Origin of the sequence: Burkholderia stabilis (genome assembly GCF_001742165.1) — a bacterium.
GTDB classification, from domain to species: domain Bacteria; phylum Pseudomonadota; class Gammaproteobacteria; order Burkholderiales; family Burkholderiaceae; genus Burkholderia; species Burkholderia stabilis.
Genome location: NZ_CP016442.1, coordinates 1730747 through 1746489 on the forward strand (window position 1 = coordinate 1730747; position 15743 = coordinate 1746489).

Annotated in this window: 18 protein-coding genes, 1 pseudogene and 1 riboswitch; of the genes and pseudogenes, 8 read left to right on the forward strand and 11 right to left on the reverse strand. The window is 66.7% G+C overall.

Annotated elements, in window-relative coordinates; genetic code table 11:
• Positions 1-21 precede the first annotated feature (21 nt).
• A complete protein-coding gene (locus BBJ41_RS08090) occupies positions 22-1683 on the reverse strand; it encodes an FAD-dependent oxidoreductase (RefSeq protein WP_083281825.1) in 1662 nt (553 codons plus the stop codon).
• Between the two features lie 365 nt (positions 1684-2048).
• Between BBJ41_RS08090 and BBJ41_RS08095 the strand changes: the two genes are divergently transcribed.
• Entirely contained in the window at positions 2049-2852 is an 804-nt protein-coding gene (locus BBJ41_RS08095) for an EAL domain-containing protein (protein ID WP_069746077.1), read from the forward strand.
• A gap of 268 nt (positions 2853-3120) precedes the next feature.
• On the opposite strand, the gene BBJ41_RS08100 is transcribed toward BBJ41_RS08095, so the two are convergent.
• A complete protein-coding gene (locus BBJ41_RS08100) occupies positions 3121-3531 on the reverse strand; it encodes a GFA family protein (protein WP_069746078.1) in 411 nt (136 codons plus the stop codon).
• A 149-nt stretch (positions 3532-3680) separates the two neighbouring features.
• Positions 3681-4472, reverse strand: coding sequence for an IclR family transcriptional regulator (locus tag BBJ41_RS08105; protein WP_069746079.1), 792 nt, complete (start codon positions 4470-4472; stop codon positions 3681-3683).
• Between the two features lie 275 nt (positions 4473-4747).
• On the opposite strand from BBJ41_RS08105, the gene BBJ41_RS08110 reads away from it, so the two are divergent.
• Positions 4748-5935: an acyl-CoA dehydrogenase gene (locus tag BBJ41_RS08110; RefSeq protein WP_021157157.1), complete on the forward strand. Its 1188-nt coding sequence runs from the start codon at positions 4748-4750 to the stop codon at positions 5933-5935.
• 151 nt (positions 5936-6086) lie between these two features.
• Here BBJ41_RS08110 and BBJ41_RS08115 read toward each other — a convergent pair whose 3' ends face one another.
• On the reverse strand, positions 6087-6725 hold the full coding sequence (locus BBJ41_RS08115; protein ID WP_069746080.1) for a peroxiredoxin: 639 nt from the start codon (positions 6723-6725) through the stop codon (positions 6087-6089).
• Positions 6726-7043: 318 nt separating this feature from the next.
• Between BBJ41_RS08115 and BBJ41_RS08120 the strand changes: the two genes are divergently transcribed.
• From BBJ41_RS08120 to BBJ41_RS08130, 3 genes are all read left to right on the forward strand, one after another.
• Positions 7044-7346, forward strand: a complete 303-nt coding sequence (locus BBJ41_RS08120; RefSeq protein ID WP_006494044.1) for an ElaB/YgaM/YqjD family protein — start codon at positions 7044-7046, stop codon at positions 7344-7346.
• A 119-nt stretch (positions 7347-7465) separates the two neighbouring features.
• Positions 7466-7855, forward strand: coding sequence for a phage holin family protein (locus BBJ41_RS08125; protein WP_069746081.1), 390 nt, complete (start codon positions 7466-7468; stop codon positions 7853-7855).
• 43 nt (positions 7856-7898) lie between these two features.
• Entirely contained in the window at positions 7899-8342 is a 444-nt protein-coding gene (locus BBJ41_RS08130; RefSeq protein WP_069746082.1) for a DUF3318 domain-containing protein, read from the forward strand.
• A 54-nt stretch (positions 8343-8396) separates the two neighbouring features.
• On the opposite strand, the gene BBJ41_RS08135 is transcribed toward BBJ41_RS08130, so the two are convergent.
• The 7 genes and pseudogenes from BBJ41_RS08135 to glyA all read right to left on the reverse strand — a co-directional run bounded on the left by BBJ41_RS08135 (position 8397) and on the right by glyA (position 13180).
• The gene (locus tag BBJ41_RS08135) at positions 8397-8840 is read right to left on the reverse strand and encodes a type IV pilin protein (RefSeq protein ID WP_069746083.1); all 444 of its coding nucleotides are present in this window, start codon (positions 8838-8840) and stop codon (positions 8397-8399) included.
• Positions 8837-9298 (reverse strand): pilus assembly protein, encoded by a 462-nt coding sequence (locus BBJ41_RS08140; RefSeq protein WP_069747627.1) that lies wholly within the window; start codon positions 9296-9298, stop codon positions 8837-8839. Before BBJ41_RS08140 ends, BBJ41_RS08135 begins: the two co-directional genes overlap by 4 nt.
• Positions 9299-9501: 203 nt before the next feature.
• Complete coding sequence (locus BBJ41_RS08145) at positions 9502-10335, reverse strand: type IV pilus assembly protein (RefSeq protein ID WP_069746084.1); 834 nt, start codon at positions 10333-10335, stop codon at positions 9502-9504.
• The gene (locus tag BBJ41_RS08150; RefSeq protein WP_175972743.1) at positions 10325-10714 is read right to left on the reverse strand and encodes a type IV pilus modification PilV family protein; all 390 of its coding nucleotides are present in this window, start codon (positions 10712-10714) and stop codon (positions 10325-10327) included. Before BBJ41_RS08150 ends, BBJ41_RS08145 begins: the two co-directional genes overlap by 11 nt.
• Before the next feature lie 16 nt (positions 10715-10730).
• Positions 10731-11263 (reverse strand): annotated as a pseudogene (locus tag BBJ41_RS38700) (pilus assembly FimT family protein).
• 183 nt (positions 11264-11446) lie between these two features.
• A complete protein-coding gene (gene nrdR, locus BBJ41_RS08155; protein ID WP_006476792.1) occupies positions 11447-11926 on the reverse strand; it encodes a transcriptional regulator NrdR in 480 nt (159 codons plus the stop codon).
• Between the two features lie 6 nt (positions 11927-11932).
• Positions 11933-13180, reverse strand: a complete 1248-nt coding sequence (gene glyA / locus BBJ41_RS08160; RefSeq protein WP_069746085.1) for a serine hydroxymethyltransferase — start codon at positions 13178-13180, stop codon at positions 11933-11935.
• Positions 13181-13317: 137 nt separating this feature from the next.
• A riboswitch (ZMP/ZTP riboswitch) is annotated at positions 13318-13418 on the reverse strand.
• Between the two features lie 180 nt (positions 13419-13598).
• On the opposite strand from glyA, the gene BBJ41_RS08165 reads away from it, so the two are divergent.
• The 3 genes from BBJ41_RS08165 to tolQ all read left to right on the forward strand — a co-directional run bounded on the left by BBJ41_RS08165 (position 13599) and on the right by tolQ (position 15739).
• Positions 13599-14345 (forward strand): SDR family NAD(P)-dependent oxidoreductase, encoded by a 747-nt coding sequence (locus tag BBJ41_RS08165; RefSeq protein WP_069746086.1) that lies wholly within the window; start codon positions 13599-13601, stop codon positions 14343-14345.
• Between the two features lie 100 nt (positions 14346-14445).
• Positions 14446-14931: a tol-pal system-associated acyl-CoA thioesterase gene (gene ybgC, locus BBJ41_RS08170; protein WP_069746087.1), complete on the forward strand. Its 486-nt coding sequence runs from the start codon at positions 14446-14448 to the stop codon at positions 14929-14931.
• A 130-nt stretch (positions 14932-15061) separates the two neighbouring features.
• Positions 15062-15739 carry a protein TolQ gene (gene tolQ, locus BBJ41_RS08175; RefSeq protein ID WP_021157170.1) on the forward strand — a complete coding sequence of 226 codons (678 nt, stop codon included), beginning with the start codon at positions 15062-15064 and terminating at the stop codon, positions 15737-15739.
• Positions 15740-15743 lie beyond the last annotated feature (4 nt).

The window sequence follows — 15743 nt, forward strand, 5'->3', positions numbered from 1 at the left end:
TTGTCGTGTGCAATGCGGTGTTCAGCGTGCGCAGGTGGCGCGCGCGAGTGCGTCGGCAATCGCCTGACGGTCCAGCGTGCGCGTGCGTGCGCAGACGTGCTGGTCGGGACGCAGCAGATAGAACGTGCCGGGCTGCGCGTCGTAGCGTTGCGCGGCGAAACCGTCGACGTCCTCCACGACGTCGACACCGGCCACCGGCTGCGCATGCCCGGCCGGCACGACGAGCACGGGCCGCACCGGCAGCGCGAGGCCGTCGACGGCCTGCGCGAGCGCGGCCGCGTCGCCCGGCAACCCGAACAGCACGCCCGTGAAGCCGCTGCGCAGGTGCCGCAGCAGCCAGCTCGGCGCACCCGCTGCGCGCACCGGCGCATCGGCCGCCGCCGCGCCCGGGCGCATCGCGCACGCGAACGCGTCGCCGCCGCGGTCCGGCGTGTTCAGCGGCGAATCGGCGAGCACGGCCGGCACCGACAGGCGGCCGCTGTTCACGAGTTTGCGCGCGAACTCGCAGTCGCGCGCGAGCTTCAGCGTCGCGTCGCGGAACACGCGCGACACCGGGCTCTTCGGCGTGATGAAATCGGTCGAGCGCGTCGAGTTGCGGATGTTCTCGTCGGCCGCGAACTCGCGCTCGCTCGCGTACGTATCGAGCAGGCCGTCGTCCGAGCGGCCGTCGAGCACGAGCTTCAGCTTCCACGCGAGGTTGTCCGCATCCTGCACGCCGCTGTTCGCGCCGCGCGCGCCGAACGGCGACACGCCATGCGCGGAATCGCCCGCGAACAGCACGCGGCCGTGACGGAACGTGTCCATCCGCTGGCAACGGAACGTATAGACGCTCACCCATTCGAGCTCGAACTCGACGTCCGGCCCGAACAGCGCGCGCACGCGCGGGATCACGCGCTCCGGCTGCTTCTCGGCGACCGGATCGGCATCCCAGCCGAGCTGGAAGTCGATGCGCCACACGTTGTCGGGCTGGCGGTGCAGCAGCACCGACTGGTTGCGGTGGAACGGCGGATCGAACCAGAACCAGCGCTCGGTCGGAAACTCCGCCTTCATCTTCACGTCGGCGATCAGGAAGCGGTCCTTGAACGTACGGCCGTGGCTTTCGAGGCCCATCATCGTGCGCATCGGGCTGCGCGAGCCGTCGGCCGCGATCACGTACTGCGCGCGCAGCGTCGCGACGCCTTCCGGCGTCTCGATCGTCAGCACCGCGTGTTCGGCCGCCTGCTCGATGCCCGTCACCTTGTGCTTCCAGCGGATGTCGATGTTCGGCAGCTCGAACGCGCGATCGGCCAGATAGCCTTCGACGTAGTACTGCTGCAGGTTGATGAACGCGGGACGCGCATGCCCTTCCTCGGGCAGCAGGTCGAACGCATAAAGCTGCTCGTCCTGCAGGAACACCTTGCCGACGTGCCAGCTCACGCCCTTGTCGACGAAGCGCTCGCCGCAGCCGAGCCGGTCGAAGATCTCCAGCGTGCGCTTCGCGAAGCAGATCGCGCGCGAGCCGGTCGACAGCGTGTCGTCGTCGTCGAGCAGCACGACGGGCACGCCCTGCTGCGCGAGGTCGATCGCCGCCGCGAGGCCCACCGGGCCCGCGCCGACGACGATCACCGGGTGGACGGCCGCGTCATGCGCGCGCGCGCGGTACTCGAACTTCAGCGTCTGGTAATCGATGCTCATGGTCGCCATCCGCTCCTCAGCCCTGCCGTGCGCACGCCGGCGCATCCGTCGTCCCGCCCGGCGCCCGGCGCGCCTGGCCGCCGTCCCGCGCGCAATTCCTGTCAACCGCCACGTCTCGCTCCTTGCTTCCTGTTGATTCGATTCGCGAACGGCGCCGCCTCGCGGCGCCCGAATGCCGCATTTCTTGATCGGCGACACATCCTGGATTTACGAATAGTAAAACCAATTACGAATAGTGAAATCAACGTAAACCCTAGACCCGGGCTCGAAACGGGATAACCATATGAGCGAAACGCCAAGCCGAGCGGGGCCTGCGCTGCTAATATCCAGATACGAGGCGGCCCGTTCGGCCGCCGTTTTTCCTTCTTACGCCGATGATTCCGCCCACCATTCCCGAGCTGGTCGCCCGTGCCGGGCAACTGCCGTATCTGCGGGATCACCTCGCGCTCGCCGAAGGCGGCACCGCGAGCGCGAATCTGCCCGAGCGCACGCTCGGCAGCGCCTATGAACCGATCTACGACGTGACGATGCCCGGTGCGCCGCAATCGACGTCGTTCGCCGATACGATCGAGCGCTACGGCGACGAGCTCGGCTTCCAGGCCGTCACGCTCGTCACGGGCACCGCGCACGATCCGGTCGACGCGGCCGTCGACGACCAGACGCTCGTCGCGATCGACCGCCTGTCGCGAGCGCTGCACGCGATCAACTTCTTCGGCGCGCAGCGCCACGGGCTGTTGTTCCTGCGCGTGCACGAACGGCTGCTCAAGAGCGTGAAGTACGACCACGGCAAGCATTTCTCGTCGGTGCTGCAGCGTTTCGGGCTACCGACCGAGCGGATCGTGATCGAGCTGCCGGCAGTCGCGGTCGCGCACAAGACCTTCCTCGGCTACCTGACGCGCAGCTACCAGCATCACGGCTTCAAGGTCGCGGACAAGCTGCCCGATCCGGGCCGCATCCTCGCGGTCGAATCGGACATGGCGCGCCCCGACTACATCAAGATGGATGCGGGCATCGCGTTGCGCGACGGGATGGTCAAGGCGCTGGTCGCGTATGCGCAGCGCGTGCGGATTCCGCTGATCTTCGACGGCGTCGTCGACGAGACGCAGTGCGAGTTGCTGCGCCAGCACGACGTGCGGTTCATGCAGGGGCCGGTGTTCGCGAAGGTCGTGACGGCCTGAAGGGATCGAATCGACGGCGCGCCGGAAATGGCGCGCCGGTTGGCGGGCCCGGATGGTGTGCTGCCTGCGGAATCGGGGGATCAGGACATCCGTCAGGATGCGCGGGCCGACGCGTGGCGGGCTTCTTGCCGAATTCGCGGAAAATCGGGCCATCACCCGCCGGGGTGCGAGGCCTGACGCGCGCCGGGTTCCGTGCCGAACGCGCGGGAATCTTCGTCACCGCCTTCCGCGCCTGCTCCGCTGACGGTCCGTCAGCGGCGACGATCGCCTACTCTCTTCCACCATCGTCGTACCGCGGCAGGTCGTCGGCCATCTCGACGCCCGGGAAACGATCGGCATACCAGACGTGCCACGCCGGACGCAGCCGCGCCGGTTCATCGAGCGTCGCGTAATTGATCTCGACCGTTTTCGGCGCATCGGCGAGCCGGTATTCGAGCTGCGCGCCGCAACGGCCGCAGAAACGCCGCTCGCCCCACGCGCTCGACGCATAGACGGTCGGCTCGCCCTGCAGGTACTCGAACGCGTCGATCGGCACCGATGCCGAAGCGACGACCGCCGCGCCCGTCGTGCGCTGGCAGAGCCGGCAATGGCAGAAGCCAGCGTCGGTCGGGACGCCGGCGATACGGTAGCGAATCGCGCCGCAGGCGCAACCGCCTTCCATCGTTTCCGGATAGGACATCGCGAACCTCGTCGTCGGGAAGCTGGCGAACGATGATGAGCGCGGTTCGCCGCGGTTGCAACCGACGACGCGGCCACATCGCCCTCTCCCGTTCACACGGACGCCGGCGTCCCCCGCCCGCAGCGGCGGCCCGCCGTGCGGCGCGATGCTCAGGCCGTCGGCCCGAGCCGCTGCGCGAGCGTCTTCAGCTTCGGCCCGACCTGCGTGCGGAACACCTCCTCGTCCATCGATGATGCGGGCCCGCTGCAGCTCAGGATCAGCCAGCGCCCCTCGCGCGGCTCGCGAAACGGCACGGCCGCCGCATTCACGTCCATGTGCCACGCGCGGAACGAATAACAGCAACCACCCGCCGAGAACTCGGCCACCGCGTGCTGCGCGGCGGCGACGAGCGCATCGGCGTCGGCCGCGCCGCCGGCCGCGCGGTGCAGCTCCGCATAAAGCGTACGGCGCACGTCCTCCGGCTGCACGGCCAGGTACGCGCGCCCCATCGAGCTCGTCAGCATCGACAGCCGCGAACCGGGCGCGAGCCCGAGCGTCAGCGCGGTCTCGCTGCGGATCGTCTCCAGATAGATCATGTCGAGCCCGTCGCGGCAGCCGAGCGACACGGCCGCGCCGATCTCGCGCGCGAGCGCCTGCATGTGCGGCCGTGCGAGGTCGATCGTCCCCGAGCCCGACAGCAGCGCGTAGCCGAGCGACAGCACGCCGGCGTCCAGCGCATACTTTCCGAGCGTCTCGTCGTAGCGCAGGTAGCCGAGCACGGTCAGCGTATAGGCGAGCCGGTTCACGGTCGCCTTCGGCAACCCCGTGCGCTCCGCGAAGTCGCGATTGCCGAGCATCGTCTCGCCGGGCCGGAAGGCGCGCAGCAGGTCGAGCCCGCGCGCGAGCGCGACGACGAATTTGCGTTCGTCGATCGTGGTTTCGTCGATGGTTGAAAGCGTCATCTGATGCTACACTGGGTTCGATTTGCAAAACATTGTTCCGCACAGCGGAACTGCAGTCAAGCGAATCTTGGACATGGGCCCGGCCAGGATGCTCGAGCGGCAACCCCGGACCGAACGCAAAGCATGGGATCAGGGCAAGCGCTGAAACGCTAACGCTGACCGACCGCAAAGCATGGGGTCCGCGTAAGCGCTGAAGCGCTAACGCTGACCGACCGCAAAGCATGGGGTCCGCGTAAGCGCTGAAGCGCTAACGCTGACCGACAGGAGATAAGACGATGAGCGCTGCAACTTTTCACTGGGACGATCCACTGCTGCTCGACCAGCAACTGACCGAAGAAGAGCGGATGGTGCGCGATGCCGCGCAGGCCTATGCGCAGGACAAGCTCGCGCCGCGCGTCACCGAGGCGTTCCGCCACGAACGCACCGATGCCGAAATCTTCCGCGAGATGGGCGAGGTCGGCCTGCTCGGCCCGACGATTCCGGAGGAATACGGCGGCCCCGGCCTCAACTACGTGAGCTACGGGCTGATCGCGCGCGAAGTCGAGCGCGTCGATTCGGGCTACCGGTCGATGATGTCCGTGCAGTCGTCGCTCGTGATGGTGCCGATTTACGAATTCGGCTCGGACGCGCAGAAGCAGAAATACCTGCCGAAGCTCGCGACCGGCGAATGGATCGGTTGCTTCGGGCTGACCGAGCCGAACCACGGCTCCGATCCGGGCAGCATGGTCACGCGCGCGAAGAAGGTGCCCGGCGGCTACTCGCTGTCCGGCGCGAAGATGTGGATCACGAACTCGCCGATCGCCGACGTGTTCGTCGTGTGGGCAAAGCTGGAAGAGAACGGCAAGGACGCGATCCGCGGCTTCATTCTCGAGAAGGGCTGGAAGGGCCTGTCGGCGCCTGCGATCCACGGCAAGGTCGGGCTGCGCGCGTCGATCACCGGCGAGATCGTGCTCGACGAAGTGTTCGTGCCCGAAGAAAACCTGATGCCGAACGTGAGCGGCCTGCGCGGCCCGTTCACCTGCCTGAATTCGGCGCGCTACGGGATCGCGTGGGGTGCGCTCGGCGCCGCCGAGTCCTGCTGGCACACCGCGCGCCAGTACGTGCTCGACCGCCAGCAGTTCGGCCGGCCGCTCGCCGCGAACCAGCTGATCCAGAAGAAGCTCGCCGACATGCAGACCGAAATCACGCTCGGCCTGCAAGGCGTGCTGCGCCTCGGCCGGATGAAGGACGAAGGTACGGCGGCCGTCGAGATCACGTCGATCATGAAGCGCAATTCGTGCGGCAAGGCCCTCGACATCGCGCGGCTCGCGCGCGACATGCTCGGCGGCAACGGCATCTCCGACGAATTCGGCGTCGCGCGCCACCTCGTGAACCTCGAAGTGGTCAACACGTACGAAGGCACGCACGACATCCACGCGCTGATCCTCGGCCGCGCGCAGACGGGCATCCAGGCATTCTTCTGATCGTTCGGATGTGGCGCGCGGTGAACGACTCACCGCGCACCAGGCACGGAAAAGACACGGCCCGCCCGGCATCACTGCCGGGCGGGCCGTTTTTCATCGCATCCGCGATCCGGGCCGCCAGCCCGGTATCGCGTTCACGCGCAGCCGATGCTTACTTGTTCGGCTGCGGCGTGAGGCGCAGGTACGGACGCACCGCGTTGTAGCCCTTCGGGAAACGCTTCTTCAGCTCTTCCGGATCCTGCAGCGACGGGACGATCACGACGTCGTCGCCATCCTTCCAGTTGCCGGGCGTCGCGACCTTGTAGTTGTCGGTCAGTTGCAGCGAATCGATCACGCGCAGCACTTCGTCGAAGTTGCGCCCCGTGCTCGCCGGATAGGTGATCGTGAGCCGCACCTTCTTGTTCGGGTCGATCACGAACAGCGAACGCACCGTCAGCGTTTCGTTCGCGTTCGGGTGGATCATGTCGTACAGCTGCGAAACCTTGCGGTCCGCATCGGCGATGATCGGGAAGCCGACGACCGTCGACTGCGTTTCGTTGATGTCGTTGATCCAGCCCTTGTGCGATTCGACGCCGTCGACCGACAGCGCGATCACCTTCACGTTGCGTTTCTCGAATTCGCCTTTCAGCTTCGAGGTCAGCCCGAGCTCCGTCGTGCACACCGGCGTGTAATCGGCCGGGTGGGAGAACAGGACGCCCCAGCCGTCGCCGAGCCACTCGTGAAACTTGATGGGGCCCAGGCTCGATTCCTGCTCGAAATCCGGTGCGATGTCGCCAAGACGCAGACTCATGATGTTCCCTCCTCGAACGATGCTGGTTAAAACCACGCGCTGGGCAGCGCGGGACAGTCCATCAGCTTACGGGAAGCAATGGGCCGTGCGAACGATTATTCCGTTTGATATTCATACTTTTTTGTCATTTTTGCCGGGTATTGGTGCAGCACGAACGGCCGTCGAGGAAACTTTTCACCCCGTTTGCCGCTCTGTAAATGATTACAAGTCGTTTACCATGCAGTCTTGCACTGCCGCCGTGTGTCTTCCCGGCTCGCCAGCAGGCAGGCGTTTCGCTACGATGTGAACCTGCAGCATGACAGCACGAAGGGAGTTGCAATGTCGGAAATCAACAAGGAGAAACTGATGTCGGATATCAAAACCGTTCTCTCGGACGCCGAAGACCTGCTCAAGCAAGCCGCGAGCAGCACGGGCGACCGTGCGGCCGAGCTGCGCGAGAAAGCCATGTCGCGCCTGAAGCAGGCCAAGGAAAAGGCAGCCGACGTCCAGGTCGTGGTGGTCGAGAAAGGCAAGAAGGCCGCACGCGCGACCGACGACTATGTGCACGAGCATCCGTGGACGTCGATCGGCGTCGCCGCCGGCGTCGGCGTGCTGATCGGTCTGCTGATCAACCGCAAGTAACGCGCTCTGCGCCGTTCCGTCCCGCGGGCCGCGCGCGGCCCGCGGGCGTCGAAGCCCGCCGGCGGCCTCCGCCGGCGGCTTTGTCCTAGCTGCTCACTGCACGCGCACGCACCTCACCCATGACGACAGACACCAACTCGCAGCCGTCCGGCCAAGGACCGCTGCGCCGCCTCGTCGGCTCCGCGATCGGACTTCTGCAAACGCGCCTCGAACTGGTGGGCATCGAGCTTGCCGAGGAGAAGGAGCGCCTGATGGGCGTGCTGTTCCTCGGGCTCGCCGCGATGATGCTCGCGACGATGGCGCTCATCAGCCTGACCGTACTCATCGCGATCGCGTTCTGGGATACCTACCGCTGGCAGTCGCTCGCGGCGATCACCGCGCTGTATGCCGCAGGCGGCATCGTGTGCGCGCTGAAGGCGCGCTCGGGCCTGCGCGATGCGCCGACCGTGTTCGAAGCGACGCTCGCCGAACTCGAGAAAGACCGCGACCTGTTCCGCGGCAAGCCGTGAACGCAATCGCGCTCGCCCTTTCCACCTACTTCGCCGACGCGCCATGAGCCAGAACATCACGGGCAATTCACCCCGCTCCCATTCGTCGCGATCGAACTGGAGCGCGTCGCAGCACCGCGCGCTCCGCAAGGAATTGCTGATCCTGCGATCCGAGGTCGAGCGGCTCGAGCTCGCGGAAGCCGCCGGCGAAATGCGCCAGGCCGTCACGCGCTTCAGCTGGCTCAAGGTGTTCATCCCCGGCCTTTCCAGCAACAAGTTCAGTCAGTCCGCAAAAAACCTGAACGCGAGCCTCGGCCAGCTCGTCAACCAGTATCCGATGCTGAGTTCGCTCGCATCGCTCGTGCTGGCGAAACCCGTTCGCTCGCTGCTGCGCGCGAGCGCGGGCCCTGCGCTGAAGTGGGGCACGCTCGGCTTCGCCGCTTGGGAGGTCTACCGGATCTGGAAGCAGTCCCGCGACGAGCGCGGGCTCGACGCCCACGACGACTGACCATCGACATCCCGCGCGCACGGCCATGCGCCGTTGCGCGCCCTTCTTGCAAATTCAACGCACACCCCAGCAAGCCGCGTCCTGCTCGTCGGCGTTCCGCCGATCATTGCCTTTGGTCCCGTCCGAGCGCAGCGTGAATGTGCCGCATACATCGTCGCGCATCGGGCCAGTATCTAGCGGGCTCGCTTCCAGCTTATAGGTCACTGGCGAATCGTCGTTGGCCGGCCGCCGCAGCGCCAATCGATAGACGACCTGCCCGTCCGGCGGGGCCCGCGCGAGCGCACCCGGCAATGCCGAAGGCGGCGCACCATCCAACGTTTCGAGATATTGGGCCGCCCGGTACAGCGCGGAAACCGCCGACGCGCGATGGACACGCGCGACATGCTCGCGATACGACGGGACACCCCACCCGGCCAGCACCGCGACGATCGCGAGCACGATCATCAGCTCGATCAGCGTGAATCCCGCAGACTGGCGCTTCGACGTGCGGCCGTTCATCGAAGCCCCGCCGCGACACGGCGCCAGTTCAGCGCGACGATGCGCCCGTCGCGTATTGCAAGCTGGTGTTGCAGCCAGACGGCGCTCGACGCATGCGCACCGACACCGCGCGCGGTGACGAGGTAAGCGCGGCCACCGGCCGGCCCTGCACCGCGCCACGCCTCGATCAGGCATCGCGGCGGCTGCGCGGCCATCGGCCATCCGGCGAACGGCGTGAACACTTCGGCGGCCGCCAGCGCCGGTGTGCGCCGCCACGCGTCGGGCTCCGCGTGCGAGTCACGTTCGTGCACATAGGGTGCCGAACCGCTAAGCAATCGCGCGGTACACGCCGCAAGCGCCGCATCGGCCGCATGGAACGCGATCAGCCGATCCGACAACGCACGCGTGCGACGTGATTCCGTCAGCGCGGATTCGAACCACGCGCCGGTCAGCGCAGCGACGGCCGTAGCGACCGCAATCACCGCGGGCAACGCAAGGCCCGCGTCGCGATGCCAGGCACGACCGGCGAGCCGCGAGCGTATGCGCGGCTCGTGCGGGCACGCCGGCACGGCTCCCGGACGGTCAGCCTGAAACGGTTTGCCCCCGTCCGCCACGATGCGCCCATGCGTGCTGCCTGCCGCCATGCGTCGCGCCATCTTCCGCAAGTACTGTCCGGCTCCACTCATCGCGACACCTCGCGTGCGTACGTTGCGTCACGCACCGTATCGTCGAATGTGGTTGAAACGTTCCTCAACGCGACGATGCGATGAAGCGTCAGACGCGCACGGCCGTCACGTGCAACAACAGCACGACCATCACAGTCGACATGACGAGCCGACCCGCGAATCGGTTCGCCTCGTGCCCGCACGCAGACATGCACGGCCACGACATCGCGCCAGTCGTCGACACGCATTGCATCGGCATCGACGAACTGCATGCCGCCGCGACGCAGATAGCGCACGCGCAGCTGATCGATTCCCGACACGACGGGCTGCGGCGTGCCAGGACGGCCGCCGCCTTCGCAATACAGTTCGGGCTCGCCCGTCGACGGGCTGACATGCGCATCGAAGCGGTTCTCCACCTGCGGCCGTTCGCCCGGCATGCCGACGCCCTGCCCAAGACAGTCCGATACCTGACCGCTCACCGTCGGCCACGTCGACACGGCATCGCCGACATACCGGATCAGCAACGCGTCGGACGAAGCGCGCACGGGCTCGCAGCGTGCGTGTGCGCCGTCGCCCCGCACACGCGCCATCGAACAGCCGAACACTGGCGGCAACGGTGACGCCCGTTCGGCATCAAGCGGCCGGAATCCCGCCATCTGGATCTGCTGACCGATCAGCATCAGTGCGGTGCCGGCCGCGTCGCGCATCCGGAATCCGTCTTCCGCACGCCGTTGCGCAACGCGCTGTGCGTGATACAGCGCACCAGCCGCCGCGAGCACGAGGAGACCGACGGTCATCGCGATCAGCACTTCGAGCAGCGTATGTGCGCGCATGCGGCGATCAGCGTTCATCGACGGCAGCCTCCCGAAACGGAATCCGGACGCACGACGGCGGTTGCTCCGATACGCCCGCGGCGTCACATCGCAACGATGCCGCCGCATTACCGCTGCGCCATCCGACCACCGCGTAGCGAATGCCATCGGGCCCGCCATCGACCGTCATCGCGCCGCCGGGCAACGACTCGGCTGCCAGCGCAGCAAGTCCGTCGCCGGCGCCAGCCGCTGCGTGCGAGCGCTCGATACGCGCATCGGCCAGCCATAGCGCGCGTTCACGCCAGATCGTCGCCCGCTGTGTGCGCGTCATTGCGAGCTGGCTGCCAGCCACCGCCAGCATCACGGTCGCGAGCAGCGCGACGGCCAGCATCGCCTCGATCAGCGAGGCGCCTCGCATTGCGTTGCGCATGGCTTTACGCCGCACCACAGCGGCCGGCGACGATGCGCGCCCGACCACCCGCCGCAATTCGCACGCAACGCGACGCGCGCGCGTCGTCGACCCCGGACACGCCGCGTCGTGGACGCAATTCGAAACGCCGGATTCCACCGACTGCCTGCCCGACCGGCGGTGCGAAAGCCAGATCGTGTGCGGCGCCTGCGACCACCACTTCGGTATCGCGCGGATAGCGCCGCAGCACGCGCGACTGCCCGTCGAATTGCCCGCTGACGAGCCAGTCGCACGACCATTCAGCCGGATCGCACCGCTCACCGGCACGCAGGCACGCGCCGTCGTTTCCGGCTCGACACAGCGGACGCGCACGCCGAGACGCGTCGCCTCGGTGCGCGCGAACGACAGCGCCCCGAGCAACGCGCGCGAGCGTGCATCGACACGTTCGCGCATGCGCCACTGGTCGAACGCGGGCGCCGCATAAAGCGCGAGGCCGGCCGCCAGAGAAAGGGCGACCATCAGCTCGACGAGCGTGAACCCGCCCGAGCGTCGCAGCATTTTTTTCGAGGGGTGATCGCGCGGTGCCATCGCAGCCGTCCTTCGCCAATGTGATGCGACGACTGTAGCGATGCGTGCGGACGCGCGCCATTTGCCGAACGGCCGACTGGCGGCATGCGATCGCGACCGACACAATCGGCGCGAACTGAACCAACGGAGAAGACGATGAACGGACGCAGCGCGTCAGCGCTTACGCGGGGTCTTGGCGGGAGAGGCGCGACGGAACTCTTCGATCACGTCGGCAAATTCGGAAACGTCCTCGAACCGGCGGTACACCGATGCGAAGCGGACATAAGCAATCGTATCGAGGCCGCGCAGCTCGTTCATCACGAGTTCGCCGAGCTTCTCGCTACGCACTTCACGCTCGCCGGTCGCGAGCAGTTGATACTCGATGCGGGCAACCGCCGCGTCGATCGCGTCAGCGGCAACCGGCCGCTTGCGCAGCGCGAGTTGCATGCTGGCGACGATCTTGCGACGGTCGAATTCCGTGCGGCTGCCGTCCTTCTTCACGACGAACGGCAGCGACAGCTCGACCCGCTCGTACGTCGTGAAGCGCTTGTCGCAAGCCGAGCAGCGACGGCGCCGGCGAATCGCGGCGCCATCTTCGGACACGCGCGAGTCAACGACCTGCGTGTCGTCATGCCGGCAGAACGGGCAGCGCATCGTCGATCAGCGATAGACCGGGAAACGCTTGGTCAGCTCGGCGACCTGCACGCGCACGCGCTCGATCGTCGCCGCATCTTCCGGGTTCTCCAGCACGTCCGCGATCAGGTTGCCCACCTGCTCCGCTTCCGCCGGACCGAAACCGCGCGTCGTCATCGCCGGCGAGCCGAGGCGCACGCCGCTCGTCACGAACGGCTTTTCCGGGTCGTTCGGGATCGCGTTCTTGTTCACCGTGATGTGGGCCGCGCCCAGCGCTGCTTCCGCCGCCTTGCCCGTGATGTTCTTCGCGCGCAGGTCCACCAGCATCACGTGGCTTTCCGTGCGCCCCGACACGATCCGCAGCCCGCGCTTCACCAGCGTTTCAGCCAGCACGCGCGCGTTCTCGACCACCTTCTCCTGGTACGCCTTGAACTCCGGCGACAGCGCTTCCTTGAATGCCACCGCCTTCGCCGCGATCACGTGCATCAGCGGGCCGCCCTGGATGCCCGGGAAGATCGCCGAGTTGATCGGCTTCTCATACTCGGCCTTCATCAGGATCACGCCGCCGCGCGGGCCGCGCAGGCTCTTGTGCGTCGTCGTCGTCACGAAGTCCGCGTGCGGCACCGGGTTCGGATACACGCCCGCCGCGATCAGGCCCGCGTAGTGCGCCATGTCCACCATCAGGTACGCGCCCACCGACTTCGCGATCTTCGCCAGACGCTCGAAATCGATCTTCAGCGAGAACGCCGACGCGCCCGCGACGATCAGCTTCGGCTTGTGTTCCTGCGCCAGCTTCTCGGCCGCGTCGTAGTCGATGTCTTCGTTCTCGTTCAGGCCGTAGCTCACCACGTTGAACCACTTGCCCGACATGTTCACCGGCGAGCCATGCGTCAGGTGACCGCCGTGCGCGAGGCTCATGCCCATGATCGTGTCGCCCGGCTTGAGCATCGCGAAGAACACGCCCTGGTTCGCCTGCGAACCCGAGTTCGGCTGCACGTTCGCCGCTTCCGCGCCGAACAGCTGCTTCACGCGCTCGATCGCCAGTTGCTCGACGACGTCAACGTACTCGCAACCGCCGTAGTAGCGCTTGCCCGGATAACCTTCCGCGTACTTGTTCGTGAGCTGCGAACCCTGGGCGGCCATCACGGCCGGGCTCGTGTAGTTTTCCGACGCGATCAGCTCGATGTGATCTTCCTGGCGGCGGTTTTCCTGCTCGATCGCTGCAAAGACTTCGGGATCGACGTTCGCGATGGTGCTTTGGGCTCTGTCAAACATACGGTTTCCGTTAAGTGTGTACAGGTTGACCGGGGTGGCCGAGTACGGTGCGTTGCTGGCGGGACCAGCTCGACGTGGCGGAAGAATCCGTATGACGCGAGGCAGGACAGCCACCGGCGATGCACGCGACGGCGCACAACGGCTGCCCAGGCGAACGGCAAAAACGGCGCCCCGCGCTTCACGGTGGGATGCTCCACCTTGAACCCGAAGGGTTCTATCGCCAGTCACGCAGGGGTGATGAGCGCGTTAGTGTATTGGATGCGTCATGAATAGGCAACCGCACGGCGGTGCCCAAACGGCAATTGGGGCCAGATTCTACGCGCCCGTGCCGAAACGCTTTGTCGCCTTGCCGCGGTGCGGCAATCTCAGTAGGCTTGCGGGATTCCATCCGCTACATCGTTACCGACCAGGAGCAGCAATGATCGTGTTCGTCACAGGCGCGTCCGCCGGCTTCGGCGCCGCCATCGCCCGTGCCTTCGTCAACGGAGGCCACCGCGTCGTCGCGACCGCGCGCCGCAAGGATCGTCTCGACGCACTCGCCGCCGAGCTCGGCGATGCCCTTCTGCCGTTCGAACTCGACGTGCGCGACCGCGCAGCCGTCGAGGCCGTGCCGGCCGCCCTTCCCGCCGAATTCGCGGCGCTCGACGTGCTCGTCAACAACGCCGGCCTCGCGCTCGGCGTCGAGCCGGCGCACAAGGCCAGCCTCGACGAATGGCATACGATGATCGACACGAACTGCACGGGTCTCGTCACGGTCACGCATGCGCTGCTGCCCGGCATGATCGAGCGCGGTCGCGGCCATATCTTCAATCTCGGCTCGGTCGCGGGTTCGTACCCTTATGCGGGCGGCAACGTCTACGGCGCAACCAAGGCTTTCGTCCGACAATTCAGCCTGAACCTGCGCGCCGACCTGCTCGGCACCCCGCTGCGCGTCACCGACATCGAGCCGGGCCTGTGCGGCGGCACCGAGTTCTCGAACGTCCGCTATCGCGGCGACGATGCGAAGGCCGCCAACGTCTACACCAATGTCCAGCCGCTCATGCCCGAGGACATCGCCGATACGATCTACTGGATCGCGACGCGCCCGGCGCACGTCAACGTCAACACGATCGAGCTGATGCCGATCGCGCAAGCGCCCGGCGGCCCGACCGTCCATCGCGGCTGAACCGCCGCGGGCCCGGCCGGCGGGCCGGCCCGCGGTGTGCTACGGCGTACTACATTCCGTTACGAAACGGTTACGAATCCGGTCCCGGCCTTCCGGTAAAATGCGCGCCATGACTCAGCCTACCCGCTCCCCGGAAGCGCCTTCCGGCTTTACCTGGCCGGTGCGCGTGTACTACGAGGATACCGACGCAGGCGGCATCGTCTTCTATGCCAACTACCTGAAGTTCTTCGAGCGTGCCCGCACCGAGTGGCTGCGCGCATGCGGCATCGACCAGCGCCGGCTCGCCGACGACACCGGCGCGATCTTCATCGTCCGCAGCACGTCGCTCGACTACCGCGCGCCGGCGCGACTCGACGACACGCTGGCGATCACGAGCCGGCCCGGACGCATCGGCCGCGCATCGGTGGAATTTACGCAGGAAGCCTGGTGCGGAAACACGCTGCTCGTGGCCGGGCACATCCGCCTCGGCTGCGTCGACCGTAACGGCATCCGGCCCGCGGCCATCCCGCCGGCCGTGCTCGACGCGCTGCAACGCGGGCCCGTCATCGACGCCGGGCAGACTGTATTGTCAACGAAGCTCGCATGAGCCCCGTTTAGACAAGGCCTATGAACTTGCCTTCCTGATTCGATACTAAGCAAGGTTCGGCGTCAGGCGTGACCGGCGCGCCGCGCCACACGCATACCGGGCGCCCCGAAGGGACGTTACTCAAACCTCTATGAACACTTCTCAAGACCTGTCGATCATTTCCCTCGTCCTCAATGCGAGCGTGCTGGCCCAGGCCGTGATGGGACTGCTGCTGTTGCTGTCGCTGATGTCGTGGACCTTCATCTTCCGCAAGTGGTTCGCGATCCGCCGCGCGCGCGCGCAGACCGAACGCTTCGAGAAGGATTTCTGGTCGGGCGGCGACCTGCAGGCGCTGTACCAGAGCGCGGCCAACAACCGCCACACGATCGGTGCGCTCGAGCGAATCTTCGAATCGGGGATGCGCGAATTCCTGAAAGCGAAGGAAAAACGCATCAGCGATCCGGGCCTCGTGCTCGACGGTGCGCGCCGCGCGATGCGCGCGTCGTTCCAGCGTGAAATGGACGTGCTCGAAGCAAACCTCGCATTCCTCGCATCGGTCGGCTCGGTCAGCCCGTACATCGGTCTGTTCGGCACGGTCTGGGGGATCATGAACTCGTTCCGCGGCCTCGCGAACGTGCAGCAGGCGACGCTCGCGAACGTCGCACCGGGCATCGCCGAGGCGCTCGTCGCCACCGCGATCGGCCTGTTCGCCGCGATTCCGGCAGTGGTCGCGTACAACCGCTACGCGCACGACATCGACCGCCTCGCGATCCGCTTCGAGACCTTCATCGAAGAGTTCTCGAACATCCTGCAGCGTCAGGCCCAGTAAGGAG

Bases quoted from the DNA above. Each gene is read 5' to 3' on its own strand.
- BBJ41_RS08090 (WP_083281825.1), bottom strand. From the start codon at position 1,683: ATGGCGACCATGAGCATCGATTACCAGACGCTGAAGTTCGAGTACCGC.
- BBJ41_RS08095 (WP_069746077.1), top strand. From the start codon at position 2,049: ATGATTCCGCCCACCATTCCCGAGCTGGTCGCCCGTGCCGGGCAACTG.
- BBJ41_RS08100 (WP_069746078.1), bottom strand. From the start codon at position 3,531: ATGTCCTATCCGGAAACGATGGAAGGCGGTTGCGCCTGCGGCGCGATT.
- BBJ41_RS08105 (WP_069746079.1), bottom strand. From the start codon at position 4,472: ATGACGCTTTCAACCATCGACGAAACCACGATCGACGAACGCAAATTC.
- BBJ41_RS08110 (WP_021157157.1), top strand. From the start codon at position 4,748: ATGAGCGCTGCAACTTTTCACTGGGACGATCCACTGCTGCTCGACCAG.
- BBJ41_RS08115 (WP_069746080.1), bottom strand. From the start codon at position 6,725: ATGAGTCTGCGTCTTGGCGACATCGCACCGGATTTCGAGCAGGAATCG.
- BBJ41_RS08120 (WP_006494044.1), top strand. From the start codon at position 7,044: ATGTCGGAAATCAACAAGGAGAAACTGATGTCGGATATCAAAACCGTT.
- BBJ41_RS08125 (WP_069746081.1), top strand. From the start codon at position 7,466: ATGACGACAGACACCAACTCGCAGCCGTCCGGCCAAGGACCGCTGCGC.
- BBJ41_RS08130 (WP_069746082.1), top strand. From the start codon at position 7,899: ATGAGCCAGAACATCACGGGCAATTCACCCCGCTCCCATTCGTCGCGA.
- BBJ41_RS08135 (WP_069746083.1), bottom strand. From the start codon at position 8,840: ATGAACGGCCGCACGTCGAAGCGCCAGTCTGCGGGATTCACGCTGATC.
- BBJ41_RS08145 (WP_069746084.1), bottom strand. From the start codon at position 10,335: ATGAACGCTGATCGCCGCATGCGCGCACATACGCTGCTCGAAGTGCTG.
- BBJ41_RS08150 (WP_175972743.1), bottom strand. From the start codon at position 10,714: ATGCGAGGCGCCTCGCTGATCGAGGCGATGCTGGCCGTCGCGCTGCTC.
- nrdR (WP_006476792.1), bottom strand. From the start codon at position 11,926: ATGCGCTGCCCGTTCTGCCGGCATGACGACACGCAGGTCGTTGACTCG.
- glyA (WP_069746085.1), bottom strand. From the start codon at position 13,180: ATGTTTGACAGAGCCCAAAGCACCATCGCGAACGTCGATCCCGAAGTC.
- BBJ41_RS08165 (WP_069746086.1), top strand. From the start codon at position 13,599: ATGATCGTGTTCGTCACAGGCGCGTCCGCCGGCTTCGGCGCCGCCATC.
- ybgC (WP_069746087.1), top strand. From the start codon at position 14,446: ATGCGCGCCATGACTCAGCCTACCCGCTCCCCGGAAGCGCCTTCCGGC.
- tolQ (WP_021157170.1), top strand. From the start codon at position 15,062: ATGAACACTTCTCAAGACCTGTCGATCATTTCCCTCGTCCTCAATGCG.